Genomic DNA, 23,423 nt, shown 5'->3' with positions numbered 1-23,423 from the left:
ACGCAGGTTTCGCATCAGGTGCCGGCTTCGCCGCGATGGCGCGCCAGAGCCCGATGCAAGGGTGAAACCATGACGCCGCGGGCCACATAGGCCGTAAACGTCGAGGGGCACTGCGCCGCCACCGTTTCCGCACGCTCCTGGGACTTGGTCTCCAGGAACACGCAGCCACCGCTGCCGGATAGCCGTGCCTGACCGAAATCACGGAGCCAGTTCAGTGCGGCAGCCACGCGAGGGTGGCGCGCTCTTACAACTGGCTCGAACGTGTTGTCGGCCGTTTCGCCCGAAATAAAGGATGAAATTGTGGCCGGCGGCGCCTGACGTGTCAATTCGGAAGCGGCAAAAAGTGCCGCTGTCGGCACGTGTTCGTGGGTATCCACCACCACGTACCAGCGTTCCGGCAGACGAATCTCCGAGAGCACCTCGCCAATGCCTTCCGCCCATGCCGACCGACCTCGCACGAACACCGGCACGTCGGCGCCCAGCTGACGTCCCAGGTCGGCCAGTTCGTCTTCCCCAAGCCCCAGATTCCACAGATGGTTGAGGCCCACGAGAACGCTTGCCGCGTCGGAACTTCCGCCCCCCAGGCCGCCGCCCATGGGAATGCGCTTGTCGATCTCGATGTCGACGCCAACGGCCGTCGTGGCTCGCGCCTGCAGGAGTTGGGCCGCGCGCACCAGCAGATCCGACTCGAACGGCACACCCGGGACATCGGTCAGCCGGCGGATCTGGCCGTCGTCACGCGGGCGCAGCCGCACTTCGTCACCCCAGTCGAGCAGGCGGAATACCGTCTGGAGCTCGTGGTAGCCGTCCTCTCGCTGGCCGGTGATACGCAGGAACAGATTCAGCTTGGCCGGCGCGGGCCAGACCGACCACCCGTCCGTACCCAGGCCGGTGAGATCGCGACTCATGAAAACGCGCAGATCGTCCGGAAACCCGTTTTCCTCGTCGCGTTCGCGCGCGTAGGCGAATGCCGGAGCGTTCTTGTCGACCGTGACAAACCCGTAGCGGGCATAGAACGGTGCGTTCCAGGGCACATCGGCCAGGGTGCCCAGGTCGACTCGCCGGTAGCCGGCCGCGCGCGCCCAGTTGCAGGCGTGCTCAAGCAACGCACCACCGATGCCCTGGCGGCCCGCTTCGGGCAGCACGTCGATCTCGGCGATGCCGATGCTGTCCCCTTCATCGTTTTCCACGTCCAGCCAGACGAAGCCGAGCGGCTCGTCGGTGTCCTGCGTGGCCGCCACCCAGACCAACCCGCGATCCACGGCCTGCCCCAGGACCTCGGGCGGCATGGTGACGTGCACGTAGTAATGCCATGCGCGATGCCCGCGAAACAGCTGCATCGCGGCGCGCTCGATGGCGCAGAGCGCGGGAACCTCGCGCAGGACAGCGCGGCGGATCAGATAACTCATGAATGGTGGGGCCGGTTGGACGGAGCGCGCGCAAGCATGACGGAAATCACCGCGCGCGTCTTAAGTTTTTCCGCGGGACGCTACTGGAACGTCCAGGAGTCGATAGCCAGCTTGACGCGGTAAGGCGGCTTGGTCGCAAATACTTTGGTGGGAACGGGGGGCTGCCGGGTTTCGTCCCAGGCGCGGTAGTCGACGCTCCAGCCGTCCTGCTGCAGCAAGGACGGCAGCCGGTTCTCGCCAAAGGCCAGCTCGGCCGGGCCGCTGTCGGCACGCAGGCCCAGCACCCAGGCGCGCAGATTGTGCAGCGGCACCGACCAGCCCAACGCCTTCATCATCAGGGTTTCGGCATCCGGCCCGCGCAACGGACCGCCGTCGATGCCTTCCAGGAGGGCACCGCGCGAATCGCCACTGAGGCGGAAGCTCTTGCCCGTCACCGGCGCGCGCATGGTGAATTCGTAGCGATCGCCATCCTGCACCCAGGTGAGCGAACCGCTGCCGCCGTCCTTGCCGTCAGACACGCCCAGCTGACCCTGGACGGTCCAGTGGTCCGTGCCGGCCAACGCCCGCTCACGGGTTTCCTGCTGCTGCATCAGGGCGGCATCGCCCTGCATGCGGACGGGAGGCGCCGAGACGCACGCGGCAAGCAGCAGTGGCGCGGCCACTGCGAGGAAACGATGGATGTACTTCATGGATTGAGGCGCTTGAGGGTTTGATGGAGCGAGCTGCTTTGCGGATCGAGGCGGCGGACTTCATCGAAGACGCGACGTGCATCTTCCTGGCGCCCCTGCTTCCACAGGACTTCGCCCAGGTGCACGCCGACGTCAGCATCCTTGCGGGCCTGCCAGGCCTGGCGCAGGGTTTTCTCGGCGACATCCAGGTGGCCCAGGCGGTATTGCAGCCAGCCCCAGGAATCGGCGATCGCCGGGTCGTCGGGCTTGGCCGAGCGGGCCGTCTGGATCAGCTTCTCGGCTTCCGGAAGGTCGCGATTGGCGTCGGCCAGGGTGTAACCGAGCGCATTGCTGGCATCCACGTCATCGGGCTTGATCTGCAGGATGCGACGAAAATCCGCCACGGCCTTGTCGATCTGGCCGGCCTCGGCAAATGCCAGTCCCCGGCCGTACAACAGGCCCGGGTCGTCCGGCATCACTTGCAGCGCGCGGGTAAAGGCGGCCTCGGCCTGGATGTACTGCTGGTCCCGCATGAACAGCTCGGCATCCACCTCGTACGTGCGCCGCAGTTGCGCGGGCTGATCGAGGTAGTCGGTCTGCATCTGCGCCAGTTGCTCGTGCGCGTCGGCGACCTTCCCCAGCTTGTGCAGCAGCACCGCGCTGCGCAGGTCGGCGTCGAAGGCGTGCTCGTCGTCGTCCGGCACCTGGCCATACCAGTCGAGCGCCTCCTCGTTGCGATCAAGCATCTCGGCGAGCTGACCGAGCAGATAGTTGCTGGAATCGCGCACATCCTTCGGCGAGCGCTGGACCTGGCTGTACAGCCGGGCGATCGTTTTGGTGTCGTTTGAGCGAGCGGCGATCGCGGCTCGAAGTTCGAAGGTCTCCCGGCTCTGCGGCCCCGAATCGAGCACCCTGGCCGCCCCGGCATAATCGCCGTCCTGCCCCAGCATCGTGGCGTAGGCCAGTCGCAGCATGGCGTTCTTCGGCGCCTTGGCCATCGCCTTCTGGAACAGGTCGCGCGCGCCGGCGCGATCGCCGCTGCGGTATTTCATCTGCGCGCCCCAGGCATAGGCCTCGGCGCTGTTGAACCGCTTGATCGCGGCGTCGGAAATCTGTTGGGCGTACGCATGGCGGCCAAGCTTGTCGCCCAGCTCGCTCATGGCCAGCCAGGCCTGCTGGTCATTCGGCAGTCGCTGCGGCGTCGCCAATGCCTCCAGCAACTGGGCGGCCTGGGCGGGGTCCCGACTGGACAGCAAGGCACGGCCGAACTGCCGCCAGGCATCGGGATCGCCGCTGCTGGTCAGCAGTTCAAGCTGGCGCCGCGCCTCGTCGGTATTGCCCTGTCCCAGCGCCAGCTGGGCCCGCGCCATCGCCAGGTCGGAGGGCTTGGCGCCCAGCTGCTGCCAGCGGGCGATGGCCTGCGTCGCAAGATCCGGGTCGCGCACCGCAACAGCCAGTTCAGCCGCCTGGCCGGCGACTTTCGGGTCCGGGCTGAGCCGGGCGGCGCGACCATACGCGTCAGCGGCGGCCTTGAGATCGGTCCGGGTCAGAGCCATCTCACCGGCCATGAGCTGGGCGAGCAGGTCATGCTCGGCGTCCGGCGTAGCCACCACGAGATGGTCCAAAGGCTGCGCAGACGCCGGTTTGACGGGGCCCGACGCACGCTGTCCGGGCGCCGTGGCACAGCCGGTCACCGCGAGAACCAGGAGTCCGCCAGCCGCAAAATGCCGCACTTGCTTGAACTTGGCCAACCTGCTCAGCACACTATTCTCCGTTTATTCCGCCAATGACAGCCGTGGTATCCACCCAACGGCCGGTGCGTTCACTTAGTTTACGCCGCCGGATGCCTGACGCCTCCAGACGCTTTCCACCATGCCGCTGATCGCCCTCGGGCTCAATCACCTCACCGCGCCAGTCCAACTGCGCGAACAAGTAGCGTTCGATAGCGACGCTGCCGGTTTCGCGTTGCAGGCACTCGCGCGCGAGCCCGGCGTGGAAGAAGCACTGATCCTGTCGACCTGCAATCGCACCGAGCTCTACGTCGCCGTAAGCGCGGGTGCGGAAGCCGTGCCGGGGGACTGGCTCAGCCGGCACCATCAGCTGACCCCGGGCAAGCTGGACGAGTTCCTCTATCGCCACGACGAAGATGCCGCCGTCCGCCATATGTTCCGCGTGGCCACCGGCCTCGACTCGATGGTGCTGGGCGAGCCGCAGATACTGGGCCAGGTGAAGGACGCCTATCAGCTGGCGCGCGACGCCCAGTCGCTGCGCGCTCCGATGGACCGCTTGCTGCAGCACACCTTTGCCGTGGCCAAGCGCGTGCGCACGGACACCCGCATTGGCGCGCACACCGTCTCGGTCGCCTTCACTGCCGTGCGCCTGGCCGAGCAGGTATTCACTGACCTGCGCGAAGCCTGCGTCCTGCTGATTGGCGCCGGTGACACCATCGAGCTGGCCGCGCGCCACCTTGCTGACAAGAAGGTGCGCCGCCTGATCGTGGCCAACCGGACGCTCGAAAACGCCCAGGAGCTGGCCAGTCGCCACGGCGGCTACGCCATCGGCCTCCAGGATCTCCCTCAGCATCTGGCCGAAGCCGACATCGTCATTTCGTCGACCGCTGCCCGCACCCCGGTGGTCACCCGGGGCATGGTCGAAAAGGCCATCGTCGCGCGACGCCGCAAACCGATGTTCATGGTGGACATTGCGGTTCCGCGCGACATCGAAGCCTCCGTGGGCGAACTGGACGATGTGTTCCTCTACGGCATCGATGATCTACGGCAGGTGATCGACGACAACCGCCGCTCGCGCGAAGCGGCCGCCCGCGAAGCCGATGCCATCATCGACCTGCAAGTCGAGCGCTACATGGCCTGGCGTCGCGCGCTGACCGTGCGCAATCCCGCCCTGGACATGCGCCTGCATGCCGAGACCTATCGCGACGAAGTGCTGGACAAGGCGCGCGCCATGATCGCGCGCGGCAAGTCGCCCGACGAGGCGCTGGCCTTCCTCGCCAACACCCTCACCAACAAGCTGCTGCACCACCCCAGCGCCCGCCTGCGCGAAGCCGCGCTGTCCGGCGACATGGATCTCCTGCATGCGGCCGGACGCCTTTACGGAATCGACGAGAAGCCCGAAGTGAACGATTAGCGAGTTTGAAGCGCAGGTCACACCCGACTCACTTCACTCCCTTTTCCACGCGTGCTTCCCATCCATGACTCCGTCCATTCGTCGCAAGCTCGAAACCCTCGCCGAACGCCACGAAGAAATCGGCCTGCTCCTGGCGCAGCCGGAAGTGCTGGCCGACGGTGCGCGATTCCGCGATCTCTCGCGCGAGTACGCGCAACTCGAACCGGTCGTCCTCTCGCTGCGCGAGCACGATGACGCCGAGCGCCAGCGCGTCGAGGCTCGCACCTTGCTCGACGATCCTGACATGCGCGAACTGGCGCAGGACGACATCCAGCGCCTGGATGCTCGCTTGCTGGCGCTGGACCAGGAGCTCCAGATCCTGCTCCTGCCCAAGGACCCGCGCGACGAGGCCAATCTCTTCCTCGAAGTGCGCGCCGGCACCGGTGGCGACGAGGCCGCGATCTTCGCCGGCGATATGTTCCGCATGTACCTGCGCTATGCCGAACGCCAGCGCTGGCAGGTGGAGATCCTCAGCGAGAACCCTGGCGAGCATGGTGGTTACAAGGAAGTTGTCGCGCGCATCGAGGGCAAGGGTGCTTATTCGAAGCTAAAGTTCGAATCGGGCGTCCATTGCGTCAAGCGCGTGCCTGCCACCGAATCGCAGGGTCGCGTGCACACGTCGACGGCGACGGTCGCCGTGCTGCCGGAGATGGATGAAATCGACGCCATCGACATTGCGGCGTCCGACATCAAGGTGGACACTTTCCGCGCATCCGGCGCGGGTGGCCAGCACGTCAACAAGACCGACTCGGCCATCCGCATTACCCACCTGCCTTCTGGCATCGTGGTGGAGTGCCAGGACGAACGCAGCCAGCACAAGAACCGCGCGCGGGCGATGAGTCTGCTCAAGGCGCGCCTGCTCGACGAGGCGCAGTCCAAGCAAACGGCCGAACAGGCCGAGTCCCGTCGCCTGCAGGTCGGCAGCGGCGCGCGCAGCCAGCGCATCCGCACCTACCGCTACAAGGACAATCTGGTCACCGACCACCGCATCGGGCTGGACCTTTATCGCCTCCCCGAAATCATGCAGGGCGACCTGGACGAACTGATCGATACGCTGACCCGCGAATTCCAGGCCGACGAACTGAAGAGCCTCACGGCCACCTAAGACCCGCCTAAGCGTCGCCCTGCCGGATGAACTGACCAGAGCATCCCAGATTTGCCGGCCCGTCGAACTTGTCCGATTGGCAGCCACGCTCGCCTGCGCTAGCGTGCGCGCATGACGCAAGCCGCCCGCACTGCCCTTCTGGCCCACCAGCACCGGATCGCCCAGCTGCTCGACCGCAACGAAGCGGGCGAAGCGGAGGCATCGGCGCTGCGCGCACGCACCGAATTTCCCCAGGACGCCGAACTGGCCCGCCTGCACAGTCATGCACTGCATTTTCTCGGCCGACCGGTCGAAGCACGCGAAGCATTGAACCAGGCCGCGGCGATCGCTCCCGACAGCATCGAGGTGCAATGCAGCTTCGCCAACCTGGACATGGACGAAGGACACACGGAGGCGGCCATCGAGCGACTTCGCGCCACCTTGCGTCGCCAGCCGGGGCACCCGGCCGTCCTGCTCGTACTGGGCAATGCGCTGATGGCAGCGGCACGCTACGCGCAGGCGCGCGAGTCCTTTGCCATGGCCACGCACGGCGCGCCGGCCCACGCCGGCCTTCGCCTGAACCTGGCGTCGGCCGAGCTGGAGCTGGGCAACTACGAACAGGCACGCAAGCACGTCGACGAAGCCCTTGAACTGGCACCCCGGTTCGACGGCGCCTACGCCATGCAAGGGCGCGTCTGGCAATCGATGGGGCAGCCGAAGCGCGCACTGGAGTCGTGGATGCGCGCCGAGGCCCTGGCACCAGGCCAACCGCAATATTCCTTGCACGTCGGGCTTCTGCTGGACGAGCTGGGCGACCCCGCCGGCGCAGCCGCGGCCTTCCAGCGCTCACTGGCCATCCAACCCGATGCCGTCAATGCGCTCGCCATGCTGGTCTTTGCCAAGCGACGCACCTTTGACTGGGTCGGACTCGAAGCACTGGCCGACCGCCTGCATGCTGCGGTTGAACGCCGCCAGCCAGGCGCCCTGCCCTTTGCCTACCTCGCCGAAGATGCCACGGCCAAGGAGCAGCGTCAGTGCGCCGAGACATTCGCCGCGACCGTCGAACACGACGCCGTGCCGTTGCGCCAGCACATGGGGCTGACCCACGTCACGCCCAAACCCAGCGACCCGATACGCGTCGGGTTCGTATCCAATGGTTTCGGTGATCGCCCCATGGGGCATCTCACCGTGGGCCTGCTTGAAGCCTTGCGCAGCGAGCAACTGGACGTCCATTTGTTTTCGCTTGCGCCGGACGAAACGAGCCAGATTCGCCTGCGGCTGGCGGCCACTACGTCGCTGCATGACGTCAGCACCCATTCAACCATCCAGCTTGCGAAGGCCATCCATGAGCAGCGCATTGAAGTCCTGTTCGACCTGCGCACCTTCGGCAGCGGTGCCAACAGCGATCTGTTCGAACTGCGACCGGCACCTGTGCAGGTGAACTGGCTGGCCTATCCAGCCACGTCGGGCGCACGCTGGACCGACTACCAACTGACCGACGCGACGGCACTCCCGGCAACCTTGCGCGAACACTTCTCAGAAAAGATCGTGCGCCTTCCGCGCTGCGCCCTGCCCTATACGCCTGTCGCACTCCCGCAGGCACCGTCGCGCCAGGCAAGCGGACTCCCTGAAACGGCCACTGTGTACGCCTGCTTCAGCGGCAGCCACAAGCTCAACCCGGCGTCGTTCTCGCGTTTCATGCTCATCCTTGAGCGCGTACCCGACAGCGTCCTGTGGCTGTACAGCGAGGACGATGCGTCCATGTCACGCTTGCGCATGGCTGCCGAAGCCATGGGCATCAAAGGCAGCCGGCTGGTGTTTGCGCCACGCCTTCCCCACGCAGCCCATCTCGCACGATTGCGTCAGGCCGACCTGTTCCTCGATACGTCGCCGTGCAACGCGCAGTCGACGGCGCTGGACGCGCTCTGGGCAGGCTGTCCCGTGCTGACCATGGTGGGCTACACCCTTTCCGGTCGCCAGGGCGCCAGCCTGCTGTTCCACGCCAACCTGCCCGAACTGGTGGCGGAGGACGAAGACAGTTTCGTCGCCCAGGCGGTCCAGCTGGGCAACGACAGGCAAGCGCTCGCCTTGTTGCGGCGCCACCTTGAGCGCGGGAACGAACGGAGCACGCTCTTCGACACGGCGGGATTCACCATGGATTTTCGTCGCGCCATCCAGGCAATGAGCGCGCGTTACCGCATCGGGCGACCGCCCATCGACATCGACCTCTAAGCGGTAGCGTTCACCTCCCTGTACGCCTCTTACACAGCACAGGCGCAACGCTAGCGCGATTCGTTGGCCATCGCCGGAGGACCTGCCGTGTCCAAGCCCGACAAGCAGTACCGCAAGATCATGGAAGAACTGCAGCTGGAACTGGCCGGCCTCAACCGGTGGCTCAAGCGCAGCGGCCGGCGCCTGGTCGTGTTGTTCGAAGGCCGCGATGCGGCCGGCAAGGGTGGCACCATCAAGGCCATCACCGAGTCAATGGACACACGTGGCTACCGCGTCGTGGCGCTGGGCAAACCGGACGAGCACGAAACCACGCAGTGGTACTTCCAGCGCTATGTGGCGCACCTTCCATCCGCCGGGGAACTCGTGCTGTTCGATCGCAGCTGGTACAACCGTGCCGTTGTCGAACCGGCGATGGGCTTCTGCACCAAGCCACAGTACGACGAGTTCATGCGGGCAGTACCCGCTTTCGAAAAGTTGCTGACCGATGACGGCATCCTGTTGATCAAGTATTGGCTGGCGGTTGACCAGGAAGAACAGGAAGAACGCTTCGCTTCCCGCGCCAAGGACCCGCTCAAGCGCTGGAAGCTGTCACCCGTCGATATGGCGTCGCGCGAAAAATACGCCGAGATCGGCAAACTTCGCGATCGCATGATCGAACATACGCACCGCTCCGATGCACCGTGGTTCGTCGTCGACTTCAACGACCAGAAGCGCGGTCGCATCAACCTGATCCGGCACCTGCTCGAAAACGTCCCGCGCCATGACGAAACCATTCCCGAAGTGAAGCTGGCCAAACTCAAGGGCAAGCCCAAGCACGAACGGGTGACCGACAAGGCACTTTGGGTGCCCGATTCGTTCTGAGTCGTACCCGCCATGGGTCACTGCCACCCGTGCGTGACGGACGTCATGCTTCCGCGCGGCCCATCGGAACTCAAGCCGCCTCGGGGACGGCCGATAACTTCCGAACAGTCGTAGAGCCAGCGCCGGGGGGAGGCACTGATGCGCGGACAAGGCCGGGGGGCTGTTCCGCTGGGCAAGAGTGGCCGGGCGACCGAAATCGTCGTGCCCTTCGTCGTAGTTGTGCTGGTGATGATTGGCATGTGTGCCGTCAGCATGGACATCATGTCCGGTGCACGCGCCTTTGTCGGCGGCGAAAGCCGCTGGTCCAAGGGGCAGAAACTGGCTGTGCTGCATCTGGAACGCTACCTCTCCAGCTACGCCGAAAGTGATTACCGCGACTATCTTGATGCCATCGCCATCCCGCTTGGCGATCGACGGGCCCGCGACGAACTGGATAAACCCAAGCCCGACGACGACATCGTACGGACGGAGTTCGAGCGTGGCGGCATCGCCGATGACGACATTCCCGGGATGTCACGCCTCTATCGTCATTTCAGCGACATGGCGCCCATTCACCGGGCGGTGTTGATCTGGCGAGAGGGCGACAGGCGCATCGACGAACTGGTCGCCATCGGCCATGAAGTGCGCGCGCGCTACCTGCGGGGCGACCATGATCGCGAATGGACCGAGAACACGCTGGAGCACATTCGACGCATTGATGCTCGCCTGACGCCACTGGAAGAAGCGTTCTCGGAGGCACTCGGCAAGGCCTCGCGGCAAACGGCGAACCTGCTTCGATGGCTGATTGGCCTTACGGGGTGCCTGATGGTGCTTGTTGCCGCCGGACGTACGCGCCGGTTGCTGGCCGATCGCGCCAAGGTTGCCCGCGCCCTGCAGGCTAGTGAAGACCGCTTCCAGCTGGCGGTCGACGGCAGCAGCGACGGCATCTGGGACTGGGACCGTCGCAACCGGCGACTTTATCTCTCGCCGCGCCTCCAGGACATGCTTGATGTCCACACCCCTGAGCCCTGTGCACCCGAACTGGTGTTCGGCCGGCTTCATCCGCAGGATCGCATCGTGGCCCGCCGGATCGTACTTGCGCATGTGCGGCACGGTTCGCCGCTGGACGTGCAGTTCCGCATTGACGGCACCCACGGCGATTTCCGCTGGTTCCACGCCCGCGGCACCTCCCTGCGCGACGGGCGTGGCACGTCGACGCGCATGGCCGGCTCGGTGACGGAAATCACCGAGAAGCGACTGGCCGACGCACTGCTCTACGCGGAAAAGGAACGCGCCGAAGTCACCCTGCAATCGATCGGTGACGCGGTGATCACGACGAATGCCGCCGGCTTGATTGCCTACCTCAACCCCAGCGCCGAACGCCTCACCGGTCGCAATGGCGCCGATGCGGTCGGCCGGGATGTCAGCGACATCTGCCGCGTGGTCGACGAGGCGACGCTTGAGCGTCTCCCCGACCCTTTTGCACAGGTACTGCGCGAATGCGCCCCATGGTCCTCGGTGGGCAAGCTGCTATTGGAACGCGTCGACGGAACGCTCATGGGCGTGGACATCACCGCCACGCCCATCCGCGACCGCAATGGTGGCATCGATGGTGCCGTGCTGATCATCCGCGATGTCAGCAGCGACCGCGAACACGCGGCGATGCTCAGTTACCAGGCCAGCCATGACGGCCTGACCGGCCTGATCAATCGGCGTGAGTTCGAGCGCCGGCTCGCCCTCGCTACGCGCGTCGCCGCCGAATCCACGCAGCCGCTTACCGTGTTGTATCTCGACCTGGATCAGTTCAAGGTCATCAACGACACCTGCAGCCATGCCGCGGGTGATGAGCTGCTGCGACAGATCGCGGCGCTGTTCACCAAGGAAGTCCGGCAAACCGATGCGGTGGCGCGGCTGGGCGGTGACGAGTTCGTTGTCCTCCTCGAGAACTGCGGTGCGGACGACGGCATGAAGATCGCCGAGAACCTCCGCATGTCGGTCGGCGATTTGCATTTCGCCTTTCGCGACCGGGCATTTTCGCTGAGCGCGAGTATTGGCCTGGTCAGCCTGGTGGGCGACCGCCTCACGCGCGAAGACATCCTTGGCGCCGCCGACGCGGCCTGCCACCTGGCGAAGGAGAAGGGACGCAATCGTGTCCAGGCGTACCATCTGGGCGATGACGAAGTCGCCACGCGTCAGTCCGAAATGGGCTGGGTCAGCCGTATCCAGGCAGCGCTGACCGACGATCGATTCGTCCTGTTGGCGCAGGAGATCATTGATCTGCGCGGACCGGGCCAGGGGCATCATGTGGAGTTGCTGCTGCGCATGGTGGAAGAAGACGGCGCGTTGATTCCGCCGCGCGCCTTCATTCCTGCCGCCGAACGCTATGGCCTGATGCCATCGATCGACCGCTGGGTGGTGGATGCAGCCTTCGGTACGCTGCGTCATCGCCTGGAGCATCAACCGGCGCAAGTGCCGGACATCTGCGCCATCAATCTGTCGGGCATGTCGTTGTGCGAAGACGGCTTCTCCGACTTCCTGCGCCGCCAGTTCATCGCGCACCGCGTGCCACCGTCGTCGATCTGTTTCGAGATCACTGAAACCGCGGCAATCAGCAGCCTCTCCCGCGCCACGGTCTTCATCAACGAAATGCGCGCACTGGGCTGCCGCTTTTCCCTGGACGATTTCGGTGCAGGCATGTCTTCGTTCACGTACCTCAAGCACCTGCCCGTCGATTTCGTGAAGATCGATGGCAGCTTCGTCAAGGACATGATCGACGACCCCACTGACCTGGCGATGGTGCAGGCCATCAACAATATCGGTCACGTCACCGGCAAGCTGACGATTGCTGAATGCGTGAGTTGTCCCGAACTGCTGTTGCAGGTCGAACGCATGGGCATCGACTTTGCACAGGGGTTCGCGATTTCCGCGCCGCTGATGTTTACGCCCCGTCCGTCACGGCGCCAGTGCGCTATTGCGCTGGACGAGCCGGCGTAGCGCCGACGGCTAAAGCGTGGAAAAGCCGCGACCCTCGAAGGGTGTCGTCACCGTGCGCGTGACACGATCCACCCTCGCCCCCGGGGGCCCGCGACGGAGCCATTGTTCCAGTGCATCAATGGCCGATTCGCTGCCGCTGGCCAGCACTTCGACCGTACCGTCAGGCAGGTTCTTCGCATATCCGATCAGCCCCAGCGCAAGCGCCTGTTCGCGCGCGCTGGCGCGGTAGAACACACCTTGCACGCGTCCGCTGACGATAAAATGCGCGCTAGCCATGGCGTGCCTATTTAACGCCCATGGCATCACCAAGGGATTGTTCCGTCACGCCACCGACAAAACGCTTTGCCACCTTGCCATCCGGACCAATGAGCCACGTGGTGGGCAGGCCGCGCGGCTCGTCAAAATCCTTCAGCGGCTTGTCCAGGGTGACCTGCGCAATCGGATAGCTCACCGGATGCTTGGCGAGAAAGGCCTGGATGTCGGCCTTGTCCGAATCCTCGTATGCCAGGCCGATCGCCGTCACTTTGTCTTTATGCCTGGTGACGAACTGCGAGATGTCGGGCATTTCCTTGATGCAAGGCACGCACCACGTCGCCCAGTAATTGACGATGACGTACTTGCCGCGATGCGATGCAAGGTCGAACGACTTGCCGTCGAGCGTCGTGATCTTCAGCTGCGGGCGCTCCGGCATGGCAGCGTGCGCCGAGGGCACCACCAGGGAAGCAGCGAGGACAAAGGTGTAGAGCCATTTCATGCAGGGATTTCCTTGCTTTCCGGAATATCCGCCGTCGGCGGAAAAGCCTGATCAAGGCGGGTACCAAGCTCCGCCCGGAGCGATTCCGCCACCGACCGAAGCAGGCCAATAAGCTCATCGGGGAGCGCGATGCCAAGCTTTTGGACTTCCTCGGCCGGCTCCAGTGGCAGGCGGTACTCGGCCGACTGGTAAACACGCAGCAAATCCGTGGCATCCAGGCTGCGCGTCAGCAACCAGCCGCCCGCCTCGCCGCGCTGAATCAGGTCGGCGCGTTGCAAGTCGGCGAAGAACGTCGCGATCGAAGCGCTGCGCAGATAGGGTTCGCGCACGCGCACGAGCGCGGGATCCAGGTTGTAACCTTTGCGCTGCGAATCCACGAAGTGCTTGAGCACGACGAGGAGACCAAGGAACTCCGTGCCTTCGGGCAGGTCTTCGCCCGGCAACTGGTACTCGAAGGCCGAAACCGACGCGGCAATCGATGCACCCAGGATCACGATGATCCATGACAGGTAGATCCACAGCAGAAGAATGGGCAGGGCCGCCAGCGCCGCGCCGTAAATCTGCTGGTACGTCTGCGCGTGACGCACGAACTGGGCGAAACCCCATCGTGCCAGCTCGAACAGCACGGCACCGATAAGCGCACCCACTGCGGCATGGGTGATCGACACCCGCCGGTTGGGCACCACAACGTAGAGCAGCATCAGGGTCAGGAAGGTAACGACGAACGGCAGGAAGCGCAGCAGCTGCGCCCCCAGCCCCAGGCCGCTCACGCTCTGCATCAGCGGCAGGGCCGTGACATAAGAGCTGACCACCAGGCCACCCACCACCAGGATCGGCCCCAGGCTGATCGCCGCCCAGTACAACAGGATGCGCGAGCCCCACGGCCGCGGACAATGCACGCGCCAGATGCGGTTCATGCGGTCCTCGATGCTGATCATCATCGACACGGCGCTGAACAGCATTACCAGGACACTGATGCCGGTGAGCTTACTGGCGTTGGCGGCGAACGCCAGCAGCGCATTCTTCACCGTTTCCGCCGCCGCCGGGATGAATGTGAAGACGAAGTCGATGAGCTTGTCGCGCCCTTCTTCGAATACCGGGAAGGCCGAGAACATGGCCAGCACCGCCACCATGAGCGGCACCAGCGAGACCAGCGTCGTATAGGACAACGCACCCGCGGTTTCGAAACACTTGTCATCGATGAAACGCTGCCACATGAAGCGGCTGAAACTCTGCATGCGATCGCGATCGAAACGCCGGACCATGGCTTATCCCTGGTGCTCTGCTGCCGCAGGGGCAGCAACATGGACGGATTGGACCGGTACACTAACCGATTCGCGGTGAAGGGTGCCCCAAGACGCTTCCCCAGCCGCCAAGACACTTTTCGCAAGGCGACCTGCCGCATGAACCAAGACATCCTGGTCCTCTACTACAGCCGCTACGGTCACGTGGCCCAGCTGGCGCGACTGATCGCGCGCGGCGTGGAAGAAATCCCCGGCATGCAGGCCCGCCTGCGCCAGGTGCCGCCGGTGGCACCGGTGACCGAGATCGCCCAGCCGCCCGAGCCTGAGGAAGGCGCGCCCTATGTCTCGCGCCAGGACCTGATCGAATGCGTGGGCCTCGCCCTGGGCAGCCCCACCCGCTTTGGCAACATGGCCGCGCCGCTGAAGCATTTCCTGGACACCACGGGCGCCGAATGGGCCAGTGGTGCGCTCGCCGGCAAGCCGGCGGCTGTTTTCACGTCCACCAGCACCATGCATGGCGGCCAGGAATCCACCTTGTTGACCATGGCGCTGCCCCTGATTCATCACGGCATGATCCTGGTGGGCCTGCCCTATACCGAGCCCGCGCTGACGTCGACGCTCAGCGGCGGCTCGCCTTACGGCGCCAGCCACGTCGCCGGCCCCAAGGGCGAAAACGCCATCACCGAACACGAGCGTGAGCTGGCCCGTGCACTGGGCCGTCGCCTTGCCGACGTGGCGCGCAAGCTGGCAGGTGCCGCATGACGGCGCCGGTGGCGACCACGTACCGCGTCGGCATGGCCTCGTGGGCCCTGCTGACCGTGCTGCAGCTGGCCTGGCATGCCTGGCTCTTCCCTCCCCAGCTGATGCCGCTGTGGCTGGTGCTCCTGATCACTGTGCTTCCTTTGTTGCTGCCGCTGCTGGCGCTGCCCGACGTGCGTCGCGCGCTGCTGTGGGTGGGCATCCTGAGCCTCTTCTATTTCAGCCATGGCGTGGCCGAAGGCTGGAGTTCTTCCAGCGAGCGCTGGCTGGCGCTGTGCGAAATCATCCTGACCCTGGTGCTGATCGGCACGCTGGGCGCGGGGGTGAAGCGCAAGCCGAAAACATAGCGCCGGCGGGCGCCTATACTCGACGAATCCACCACGGGAGCCGCCCCATGGGATTCGTGCAAGACGCCCCGCAACTGGTCCATCCCTACCGCGATGACCGCCTGCTGCTTTCGTTGCTCGATCGCGCGCTCGCCTCCGAGCGGCGTTCGGCGATCGACGCCGATCTCGATGCGCTGGGCGACTACGCGCAAATGGCCTTCCATCGCGTCAACGCAACGTCGCGACGCAAGCCGGTGCTTACGCAGTGGGACGCCTGGGGCAAGCGGGTCGATCGCATCGAGCTGACGCCAGCGTGGCAGGAAGGCCCGCACATGACGACGCGCCATGCCGTGCTGTCGTCGGGTCATGAAGCGCACCCGACCGCGCGACTCGAAGCTTTCGCGCGCGTCTACCTCTATCACCCCGCCAGCGAGTTCTATTGCTGCCCGCTGGCAATGACCGACGGCGCGGCGACGGCACTCAAGGCCTCAGGCAACCAGGCGCTGATCGATCGCGCCCTGCCCCATTTCCTCAGTCGCAACCCGTCGACGTTCTGGCTCAGCGGCCAGTGGATGACCGAGAACGCGGGTGGGTCGGACGTCGGGCGCACCGAAACCGTGGCGCGACGCGACGCGGCTGGCCAGTGGCGGCTCTATGGCCGCAAATGGTTCAGCTCGGCCGTCGTGGGCGAGGCGGCGCTGGCGCTCGCCCGGCCGGAGGGCGCTGGCGATGGCCCGGGTGCGCTGGCCCTGTTTTTCGTGGAAACCATGAACGGATCGGAGCGCAAGCCGGAGCTGCTCGTCGATCGACTCAAGGACAAACTGGGCACGCACGAGCTGCCGACCGCGGAGATTCATCTCGATGGCCTACCGGCCTGGCCCGTCGGCGAACTGAGCCATGGCGTGCGGCAGGTGGCGCCCATGCTCAACGTAACGCGCACCTGGAATGCCGTCTGTGCCGTGGCCAGCATGGCGCGCGCCCTGCAACTGGCACGCGACTACGCGCATCGTCGCGAGAGCTTCGGCAAGCATCTGATCGAGCAACCACTGCACGCGTACACGCTGGCCGGCATGCAGGCCGAGTTCGAGGCATCGTTCGCCCTCGCCTTTGAGGTGGCCCATCTGTTGGGCCGCGTCGAACAAGGCCAGGCGGCACCGGAAGAAACAGCACTGCTTCGCCTGCTCACGCCGCTGGCGAAGCTGTGGACTGCCAAACAGGCGATCCGCATCTGCTCCGAGGCCCTGGAGTGTTTCGGTGGCGCCGGCTATATCGAGGACACCGGCCTTCCGCAATTGCTGCGCGATGCGCAGGTCTATGCCATCTGGGAAGGCACCACCAACGTGCTGTCGCTGGACAGCCTGCGCGCGCTCAATGCCGATGCCGTTCAGGCACTGCGCGGCTCGGTGGCCTCCTGGCTGGCCGACAATGACGACATGCACGCGGTCAGTGCCATCCAGCACACGCTGGAAGCGGCCCGCCAGTGGCTGGATACCCACGGCAGCCAGCGCGACCAGCTCGAATCGGGCGCACGCGGACTGGCCTTCACCCTGGCCCGTTGCACCGCGGCGGCCCTCCTTGCCCGCCAGGCCGCCTGGTGCAAGCAGCATCGTGGCGATCGCCGGCCCGGGGCGGCCCTGCGGCGTTACGTGGCCCATGGTCTGGACCGTCTGGACGCCGTGGAACCGGGAGATACCGTCCTGCTGATCTGAGAGGCATGGCCCCGGATGCCCCGCCCCTCTAAAATGCCCCATCCCCATCGAACGGCGCAGCGACCATGCAGCATCTCACCATCGTCACCACCGGCGGCACCATCGACAAGATCTACTTCGACGACAAGTCGGACTACAAGATCGGTGCGCCGCAGATCGGCGAGATCCTCAGCCAGCTGGGCGTGGCCTTCCAGTTCGACGTGATCCCGATCCTGCGCAAGGACAGCCTGCACATCAGCGACGAGGACCGTGCGCTGATCCGCTCGACGATCGAAGCGCAGCCGCATCGCTACGTCCTGGTCACCCACGGCACCGACACCATGGTCGAGACCGCGCGCGAACTGGCCAGCATCAAGGGCAAGGTCATCGTGCTCACCGGCGCGCTGAATCCGGCGCGCTTCCAGGGCTCGGACGCCGTGTTCAATATCGGCTGCGCCGTGGCTGCCGTGCAGACGCTCCCCGATGGCGTGTACATCACGATGAACGGTCGCGTGTGGGATCCGTCGAAGGTGCGCAAGAACCGCGACGCGAATCGCTTCGAAGAAAGCCAGACCTGAAGAAAGCCGCTCGCAACTGCAAGAGAAAAGCCCGGCCAACGCCGGGCTTTTCGTGTCAACACACCATGATTACCAGTTCGCCTTCAGCGTCACACCCGAGAAGGACGAATACCCGTTGAGCATGATGTAGTACGTGCCCGCACTCGGCGATGTCACCGTGCAGCTCTCGTTGTTGCCGGTCTTGTACGGACGGCAGTCGTACGTGCTGGTGGTCGGCGCGGCGCCGAAGCGGACGTACAGATCTTCATCACCCGTGCCACCGGACGTGGCAATCGTGAGCGAACTGACACCCGCCGGAACCGTCACGGTGTAGTTGAGCTTGGTACCCGCACTGCCGGACAGGCCCGTCACCGGTACGTTGTTCTGCAGGACGTTGCCGCCACCGCTGCCACCGGTCGACCAGGTCGCCTTGATGCTGACGCCCGAGAACGCCGCGTACGCATTGAGCATCACGTAATACGTGCCTGCCTGCGGACTGGCGACCGTGCAGCTCTCCGTATTGCCACTGACGTATGGACGGCAGTCGTAGCTGCTGAGCGTCGGCGCGGCGCCAAACTTGGTGTAAAGGTCGGCATCACCCGTGCCACCGGAGATGGAGATCACCAGGTTGCTTGCCCCTGCCGGCACCGGCACCGTGTAGCTCAACTGGCCACCGGTGGCGGCCGACTGCCCGGTAAGCGCCACGCCATTCTGCAGGACGTTGCCGCCACCGCCGGAACTGGTCACGGTCACCGACTGCGTCTTGGTGCTGGTCTTGCTGTTGCTGTCGGTAACCGTCAGCGTAACGGTATAGGTGCCCGCCGCCGTGTAGGTATGACTCGGGTTCGTTGCCGTCGACGTGCTGCCATCGCCGAAGTTCCACGAGCGCGAACTGATGGTTCCTCCCGTGTCCGTAGAGCTGTCGGTGAAGTTCACCGTGAGGCCGCTGACCGTATCGGTGAAGTTCGCCGTCGGCCCGGTGGTGCCACCGCCCGAGACCCAGTTTGCCGCGGCAAAGGTGTTCAACGCCGAGATGTTGATGCTGCCGAAGCCCGTCGTGTAGTCCCAGCCCGCCGCGGCGTTATAGCCATAGCCGTTGTATCCGTTGTTGCCCGACGAGACGTCATGCAGCAACTCGGGATGGTTCGGGAAGTCGGCATACATTTTCGACGTGGGGAACGGCAGTGCGTTGCCGTTGGCTGATTGCAGGCGAGCCCACACGCCGACGAAGATCGGCGAGGCCAGGCTGGTGCCGCCGATCTGCGCGAGGCTGCCCTGGTAGACGATCTGCGCGCCGCTGGACTGCGCCGCATCGAACGCCACGTCCGGCAGCACGCGATGGGTGATGGAGCTACCCAGCGCCGTGGTCTGCCAGGTAGGCGCGGTTTCGAACGAGCTGACGCCGCCACCCGTGGCCCACAGGCGCTGGCGCCGGTCGGTTGAACTGACGTAGGCAAGGCCTTCGTTCCACACCGTTTCACCGGCCCAGGTCGTGCCACTGGTCGTGCTCAGCGTGGTGCCACCAACGGCAACGACGTACGGCGACGAGGCCGGCTCGCTGACCGAGTAGGCGCTGAGATTGGCAGTGACCGTACCGGATGTGTTGGTCAGCACGCCTTGCTGCGCCTCGTATACACCTTCGTCGCCCGAGGAAATCGAGAAGGTCTGGCCTTGCGCCACGGCCTGCTGGAACACGGTGTCGTCGGACGACTGCGTGCCCGAATTGTGCGCGGCCGTTTCGTCTTCACCAAGCGAAACGTTGATCACCTTGGCGACGTTGTCCGTCACGGCCTTGTTGTACGCCGCGGTAATGCCGGCATCGGTCAGGCTCGCGTCGTTGGTGCCGTTGGCGGCAGTGTAGAAGATCAGCTTCTGCACGCCACCGGACGTGCCGACGATGGTCTGGCTGTCGAGGTCCCATTCGCCGTCGGCGTCCGCATCGTCCCACAGCGTGGCCGTACCGACTTTCACGGTCTGCGTGGTGACGGTCGGCAAGCCTGCGTTCGACGTGAACGTGTTGAGGTCGGTCACCGTTTGCGTGGTGCTACCCCAGGTGATGATGCCCACCGTGGTGTTCGACGCCGTCGGCGTGCTGCCGGCGTTGTAGATCGCCGCGAACTGCGTCGGATTGTGGCTGGTGATGGTTCCGGCCGCTGCCGTGGCATTCGTCGACACGGGAGCGGAGGCCTTCAGCTCCGACTGCGTGCTGGGCTTGATGAAGTGATACATCGTGTGCTTCACGCTCACGTCCTGCAGGCCGAGCACGGCGTTGACCGTGTCGCCCAGGGACGCCGGCACCAGCACTTCGGCATCGTTGGCGATGCGTTGGCGGCCGCGGAACTGGAACTGTTTCATGGTGGCGCGAAAGCCCGCCTGCACATTGCTGGCGTGGCCATCGGCCTCGATCAGCAGATGGTTGGGCGACACCGTGATGTTGGTGAAGCCCGCACTTTGCAGATGCGCGATGACGGCCTGCACTTGCTGATCGGTCGGCGAGTACTTCGCCTTGAACTGCGCCGGCGTCAGGAACTGGCCATAGCTGGCCGTGCCGGGCGTCGCCAGGTCATGCAGGAACTGCTGCAACTGATCCTGGTTGCGAAGCTTCAGGCTCACGGCAACGTGCAGCGCGCGACTCTCCTCAAGCGGCGTCACCAGCGCGTCGTCCACGGTGGGATTGCCGCGCATGGTCAGCGTCCAGCCTGGCTTGGCTGCACTGGCGGACATCGTTGAAACGGTGGACGTCGAGGCAGGTGCCGCGGTCTTCTGCATGGCAGCATGGGTGTGTGTGTTCACCCAGCTGTCCGCCGCGTGCGACGTGCCGGCCATCATGGCCATCGATACCGCCAGGGGCAGCAAGGCTTTGCGTGTTCCCCTGGTCACTCCCCACAGATGTTTACGACTGGTCATTCCATAACTCCCGGTCTTTATCGGGGACAAACGGGCCCTATGCGGCCGCGTGGCCCCATGAGAATGGCCGTGCACGGCACGGCGCCTGTATTGGATTGCACTGATGCGATTCGTTGCACGCCCGCGCCGCGATTCCCCCTGGTCACTCCGTGACTGGTCGCGTGAGACGTTGATCGAAGGTGGCGATGCGAATGGGCGATGCACACCTCAACGAACCATCCGTCAACCTCCCCATTGACGAATGGATTGACGCTACGTGCCGTCACCGACACGCGTCAATGCGTACGAAAAGCCCTGAAAATGGCGCCATGGATCGCAAGCGCTTGTCGCAAGAAATTGTCGACACGCGTGACGCCTGGTTTCACGCGCGTGAAATGCACGATCCATATTCGAACTGCATCACGTGATGCGCGTGAAGGAAAAACGCAGTGATCAATTCGTCGCCATGTTTTCTTGCGTTTCAAACTGAACGAAAGTTTGCGCGCCCGTTGGCGTTGATAAATGCGAACTGAAGAAGCGGCTTCTAGCAAGCACTTTTGGCACGATTCAAAGGGCGGCGGGCGCTGCGCGCCTGTGAATCCGCTCGCGGACGCTCGCTGTAAATGGTCCATGGAAAGAGCGGAAAAGCAGGAGCGCCGGGCCCCTGCTTTTCCCATTCACCATTAACTATTCACCACTCACCCATCGGCCTACGGCGTACTGAAGTACGTCCCCACAAACGTGTTGAACGCGCTCACGTCAAAGCTGCCCCAGCCCGTGGTGTAGTCCCAGCCCGTCGCCGCCGAGTAGCCGTACGTCTTGCCGCCGCTGACGATGCCGTTGTAACCGGACGTGATGTCGTGCAGCGCCGTCGTGCCATGTGCCTTGAAGTTGGTGTACATGTTGTTGGTCGGCAGCCCATACGCATTGGCGTGGGCTGATTCGATGCGCGACCAGAAGCCCACGAAGATGGGCGAGGCCAGGCTGGTACCGCCAATCTGGTACTGCACGCCATCGATATAGATGATGGCGCCAGTGGACTGTGCCGCATCGAATGCGACGTCAGGAAGCACGCGCTTGGTGATGCTTGAACCCAGGGCGGCCGTCTGCCATGCAGGCGCGGTTTCATACAAGCTCACGCCACCACCGGTGGCCCACAGTCGCTTGTTGCTGTCGTAACCCGGGTCGATGGTAGCGAGTCCCTCGTTCCACACCGTCTCGCCCGACCAGACAGTACCCGAGGTGCTCAAGGTAGTGCCACCTACGGCCACGACATTGGGCGACGTCGCCGGCTCGCTCACGGAATAATGCGTGAGCGTGATCTTCACCGTACCCCGCGAATTCTCTACGTAGCCGGGCGCACCCTCCAGCGGATCGGACGACCACTGGTACACGCCAGCATCGCCCGAGGCGATGGAGAACGTCTGCCCCTGTGCCGCCGCCTGCGCGAAGATGGCATCGTCCGCCGCCTGCGTGCCAGAGCTGTGCGCTGCGCTTTCGTCTTCGCCCAGCGATACGTTGATCACCTTGGCGACATTGTCCGTAACAGCGCGGTTATACGACGCGGTGATCGCGGCATCCGTCAGGCAGCTGTCGCTCGAGTCGCAATTGGGCGCGGTATAGAAGATCAGCTGCGAAGTGCCACCGGAGGTGCCGGTGATGGTCTGGCTGTCGAGGTTCCACTCGCCGTCGCCATTGGGATCGTCGGCGTAGGCACTGCTACCGGTCTTCACCACCAGCGTATTGACCGTCGCCAGGCCATCGGCCGTGGTCATGGTCTTGAGATCGGCAATGGTCTGGGTCATGTCGCCCCAGGTGATGATGCCCACCTTTGTGCCTGACGCGGTTGGCGTCGTTCCGACGTCGTAGATGGTCGGGAAGTCGGTGGGTTTGTGCGCAACCTGCGAAGCGGTGGCTTGCGGCTGCGTCTTCGTATCCACGCGCGGACCGATATGACTCATGGTGTGTGGCACGACCACGTCCTGCAGACCCAGCACGGAACCCACGATGCCACCTAGCTCCTGCGGCACCATCGCCGGTACGTCATTGGCGAAATGCTGGCGACCGCGATACTGGAAGGTCTTCATCGTGGCGTTGAAGGCCGCCCCGACATTCAGCGCATTGCCGTCGGCCGATACCAACAGGTTGTTCGGCGCCACCTCGACGTGGGTGAAACCCGCCTGCTGAAGATGCGCGACGACCTTCTGGACCTCGGCGTCCGTCGGTGCGAAGCGACTCTTAAACTGATCCGGGGTGAGGAAGTGCTGGAAGTCCGCATTGCCCGGCGTCGCCACGTCGTGCAGGAACTGCTGCAGCTGGCCCTCGTTTTTGAGACGCAGGCTGAGGACGACGTGGACGGACTTGCTTGCCTCAAGCGGCGTGACAAGGGTGCTCTCGAGGGCCGGCGTGTCATGCATGTTCAGCGCCCAGACCTGCCCACCGCCGGCGGAGGAAAGCGTCGATGCGCTGGTGGCCGTGGCCGGTGCGACCGTTTTGATCAGTGCGGCGTCGGTACGCGTCGTTACCCACGACTGCGCGGCGTGCGCCTGGAAGGAAAGTGCCGCGAGCGAAAGCGCGGCGGGCAGGATGGCTTTGCGAAGAACACGCGTACCCCGAAGCTGCTGACGGTTGGTCATTGGGTGCTCCTGACTTTCTTGAGGATGAGTTGTCCCCTGCGGCCACGCTTGCCGCCGATGCCGGGTTTCGGTTTGTGAAACGTGACGAGGGATCGAGAAGAAGACTTGCCTGCGACTTACACGCAGCGCCCCCCGAATGGAGATTCGACTCGCTGCGATGTGC

17 protein-coding genes are annotated in these 23,423 nt (G+C 64.7%); 9 read left to right on the top strand and 8 right to left on the bottom strand.

The genetic code is table 11. The features are described from left to right. Positions 1–14: 14 nt before the first annotated feature. The 3 genes from ispE to EYV96_RS15405 all read right to left on the bottom strand — a co-directional run bounded on the left by ispE (position 15) and on the right by EYV96_RS15405 (position 3,840). Positions 15–1,409 carry a 4-(cytidine 5'-diphospho)-2-C-methyl-D-erythritol kinase gene (ispE, locus tag EYV96_RS15415; RefSeq protein WP_131152412.1) on the bottom strand — a complete coding sequence of 465 codons (1,395 nt, stop codon included), beginning with the start codon at positions 1,407–1,409 and terminating at the stop codon, positions 15–17. A gap of 80 nt (positions 1,410–1,489) precedes the next feature. Then, positions 1,490–2,098, bottom strand: a complete 609-nt coding sequence (lolB, locus tag EYV96_RS15410) for a lipoprotein insertase outer membrane protein LolB (protein WP_131152411.1) — start codon at positions 2,096–2,098, stop codon at positions 1,490–1,492. After that, the gene (locus EYV96_RS15405) at positions 2,095–3,840 is read right to left on the bottom strand and encodes a tetratricopeptide repeat protein (RefSeq protein ID WP_205746174.1); all 1,746 of its coding nucleotides are present in this window, start codon (positions 3,838–3,840) and stop codon (positions 2,095–2,097) included. The genes lolB and EYV96_RS15405 overlap by 4 nt, the downstream gene beginning before the upstream one ends. 109 nt (positions 3,841–3,949) lie before the next feature. On the opposite strand from EYV96_RS15405, the gene hemA reads away from it, so the two are divergent. From hemA to EYV96_RS15380, 5 genes are all read left to right on the top strand, one after another. Next, positions 3,950–5,221, top strand: coding sequence for a glutamyl-tRNA reductase (hemA, locus tag EYV96_RS15400; RefSeq protein ID WP_131152410.1), 1,272 nt, complete (start codon positions 3,950–3,952; stop codon positions 5,219–5,221). Positions 5,222–5,285: 64 nt separating this feature from the next. Then, a complete protein-coding gene (gene prfA, locus EYV96_RS15395) occupies positions 5,286–6,365 on the top strand; it encodes a peptide chain release factor 1 (RefSeq protein WP_131152409.1) in 1,080 nt (359 codons plus the stop codon). A 111-nt stretch (positions 6,366–6,476) separates the two neighbouring features. Beyond that, positions 6,477–8,576, top strand: coding sequence for an O-linked N-acetylglucosamine transferase, SPINDLY family protein (locus EYV96_RS15390; RefSeq protein ID WP_131152408.1), 2,100 nt, complete (start codon positions 6,477–6,479; stop codon positions 8,574–8,576). An 87-nt stretch (positions 8,577–8,663) separates the two neighbouring features. Further along, on the top strand, positions 8,664–9,437 hold the full coding sequence (gene ppk2, locus EYV96_RS15385; RefSeq protein WP_131152407.1) for a polyphosphate kinase 2: 774 nt from the start codon (positions 8,664–8,666) through the stop codon (positions 9,435–9,437). Between the two features lie 138 nt (positions 9,438–9,575). Beyond that, positions 9,576–12,410, top strand: a complete 2,835-nt coding sequence (locus tag EYV96_RS15380; protein ID WP_131152406.1) for an EAL domain-containing protein — start codon at positions 9,576–9,578, stop codon at positions 12,408–12,410. Between the two features lie 9 nt (positions 12,411–12,419). Here EYV96_RS15380 and EYV96_RS15375 read toward each other — a convergent pair whose 3' ends face one another. Genes EYV96_RS15375 through EYV96_RS15365 form a run of 3 tightly spaced genes read right to left on the bottom strand, consistent with a single transcriptional unit; the run spans position 12,420 to position 14,429 of the window. Next, the gene (locus EYV96_RS15375) at positions 12,420–12,686 is read right to left on the bottom strand and encodes an acylphosphatase (RefSeq protein WP_131152405.1); all 267 of its coding nucleotides are present in this window, start codon (positions 12,684–12,686) and stop codon (positions 12,420–12,422) included. Positions 12,687–12,693: 7 nt separating this feature from the next. After that, complete coding sequence (locus tag EYV96_RS15370; protein WP_131152404.1) at positions 12,694–13,164, bottom strand: TlpA family protein disulfide reductase; 471 nt, start codon at positions 13,162–13,164, stop codon at positions 12,694–12,696. Then, a complete protein-coding gene (locus EYV96_RS15365) occupies positions 13,161–14,429 on the bottom strand; it encodes a YihY family inner membrane protein (protein WP_131152403.1) in 1,269 nt (422 codons plus the stop codon). Before EYV96_RS15365 ends, EYV96_RS15370 begins: the two co-directional genes overlap by 4 nt. Before the next feature lie 138 nt (positions 14,430–14,567). Here EYV96_RS15365 and wrbA point away from each other — a divergent pair, with 138 nt between their 5' ends. The 4 genes from wrbA to EYV96_RS15345 all read left to right on the top strand — a co-directional run bounded on the left by wrbA (position 14,568) and on the right by EYV96_RS15345 (position 17,759). Next, positions 14,568–15,170, top strand: coding sequence for an NAD(P)H:quinone oxidoreductase (gene wrbA / locus EYV96_RS15360; protein ID WP_131152402.1), 603 nt, complete (start codon positions 14,568–14,570; stop codon positions 15,168–15,170). Further along, positions 15,167–15,514, top strand: a complete 348-nt coding sequence (locus EYV96_RS15355) for a DUF2069 domain-containing protein (protein ID WP_131152401.1) — start codon at positions 15,167–15,169, stop codon at positions 15,512–15,514. Before wrbA ends, EYV96_RS15355 begins: the two co-directional genes overlap by 4 nt. A gap of 47 nt (positions 15,515–15,561) precedes the next feature. After that, positions 15,562–17,202 carry an acyl-CoA dehydrogenase family protein gene (locus EYV96_RS15350; RefSeq protein ID WP_131152400.1) on the top strand — a complete coding sequence of 547 codons (1,641 nt, stop codon included), beginning with the start codon at positions 15,562–15,564 and terminating at the stop codon, positions 17,200–17,202. 65 nt (positions 17,203–17,267) lie between these two features. Continuing rightward, complete coding sequence (locus EYV96_RS15345; protein ID WP_131152399.1) at positions 17,268–17,759, top strand: asparaginase domain-containing protein; 492 nt, start codon at positions 17,268–17,270, stop codon at positions 17,757–17,759. 69 nt (positions 17,760–17,828) lie between these two features. Here the strand turns inward: EYV96_RS15345 and EYV96_RS15340 are convergent, their stop codons facing one another. Together EYV96_RS15340 and EYV96_RS15335 are read right to left on the bottom strand one after the other, a co-directional pair. Next, entirely contained in the window at positions 17,829–20,645 is a 2,817-nt protein-coding gene (locus tag EYV96_RS15340; RefSeq protein WP_131152398.1) for a pre-peptidase C-terminal domain-containing protein, read from the bottom strand. Between the two features lie 689 nt (positions 20,646–21,334). After that, positions 21,335–23,260, bottom strand: a complete 1,926-nt coding sequence (locus EYV96_RS15335) for a S53 family peptidase (protein ID WP_131152397.1) — start codon at positions 23,258–23,260, stop codon at positions 21,335–21,337. Positions 23,261–23,423 lie beyond the last annotated feature (163 nt).

Source organism: Dyella terrae, assembly GCF_004322705.1.
Lineage (GTDB): Bacteria > Pseudomonadota > Gammaproteobacteria > Xanthomonadales > Rhodanobacteraceae > Dyella_D > Dyella_D terrae.
This window is presented reverse-complemented; position numbering and strand designations above follow the sequence as displayed.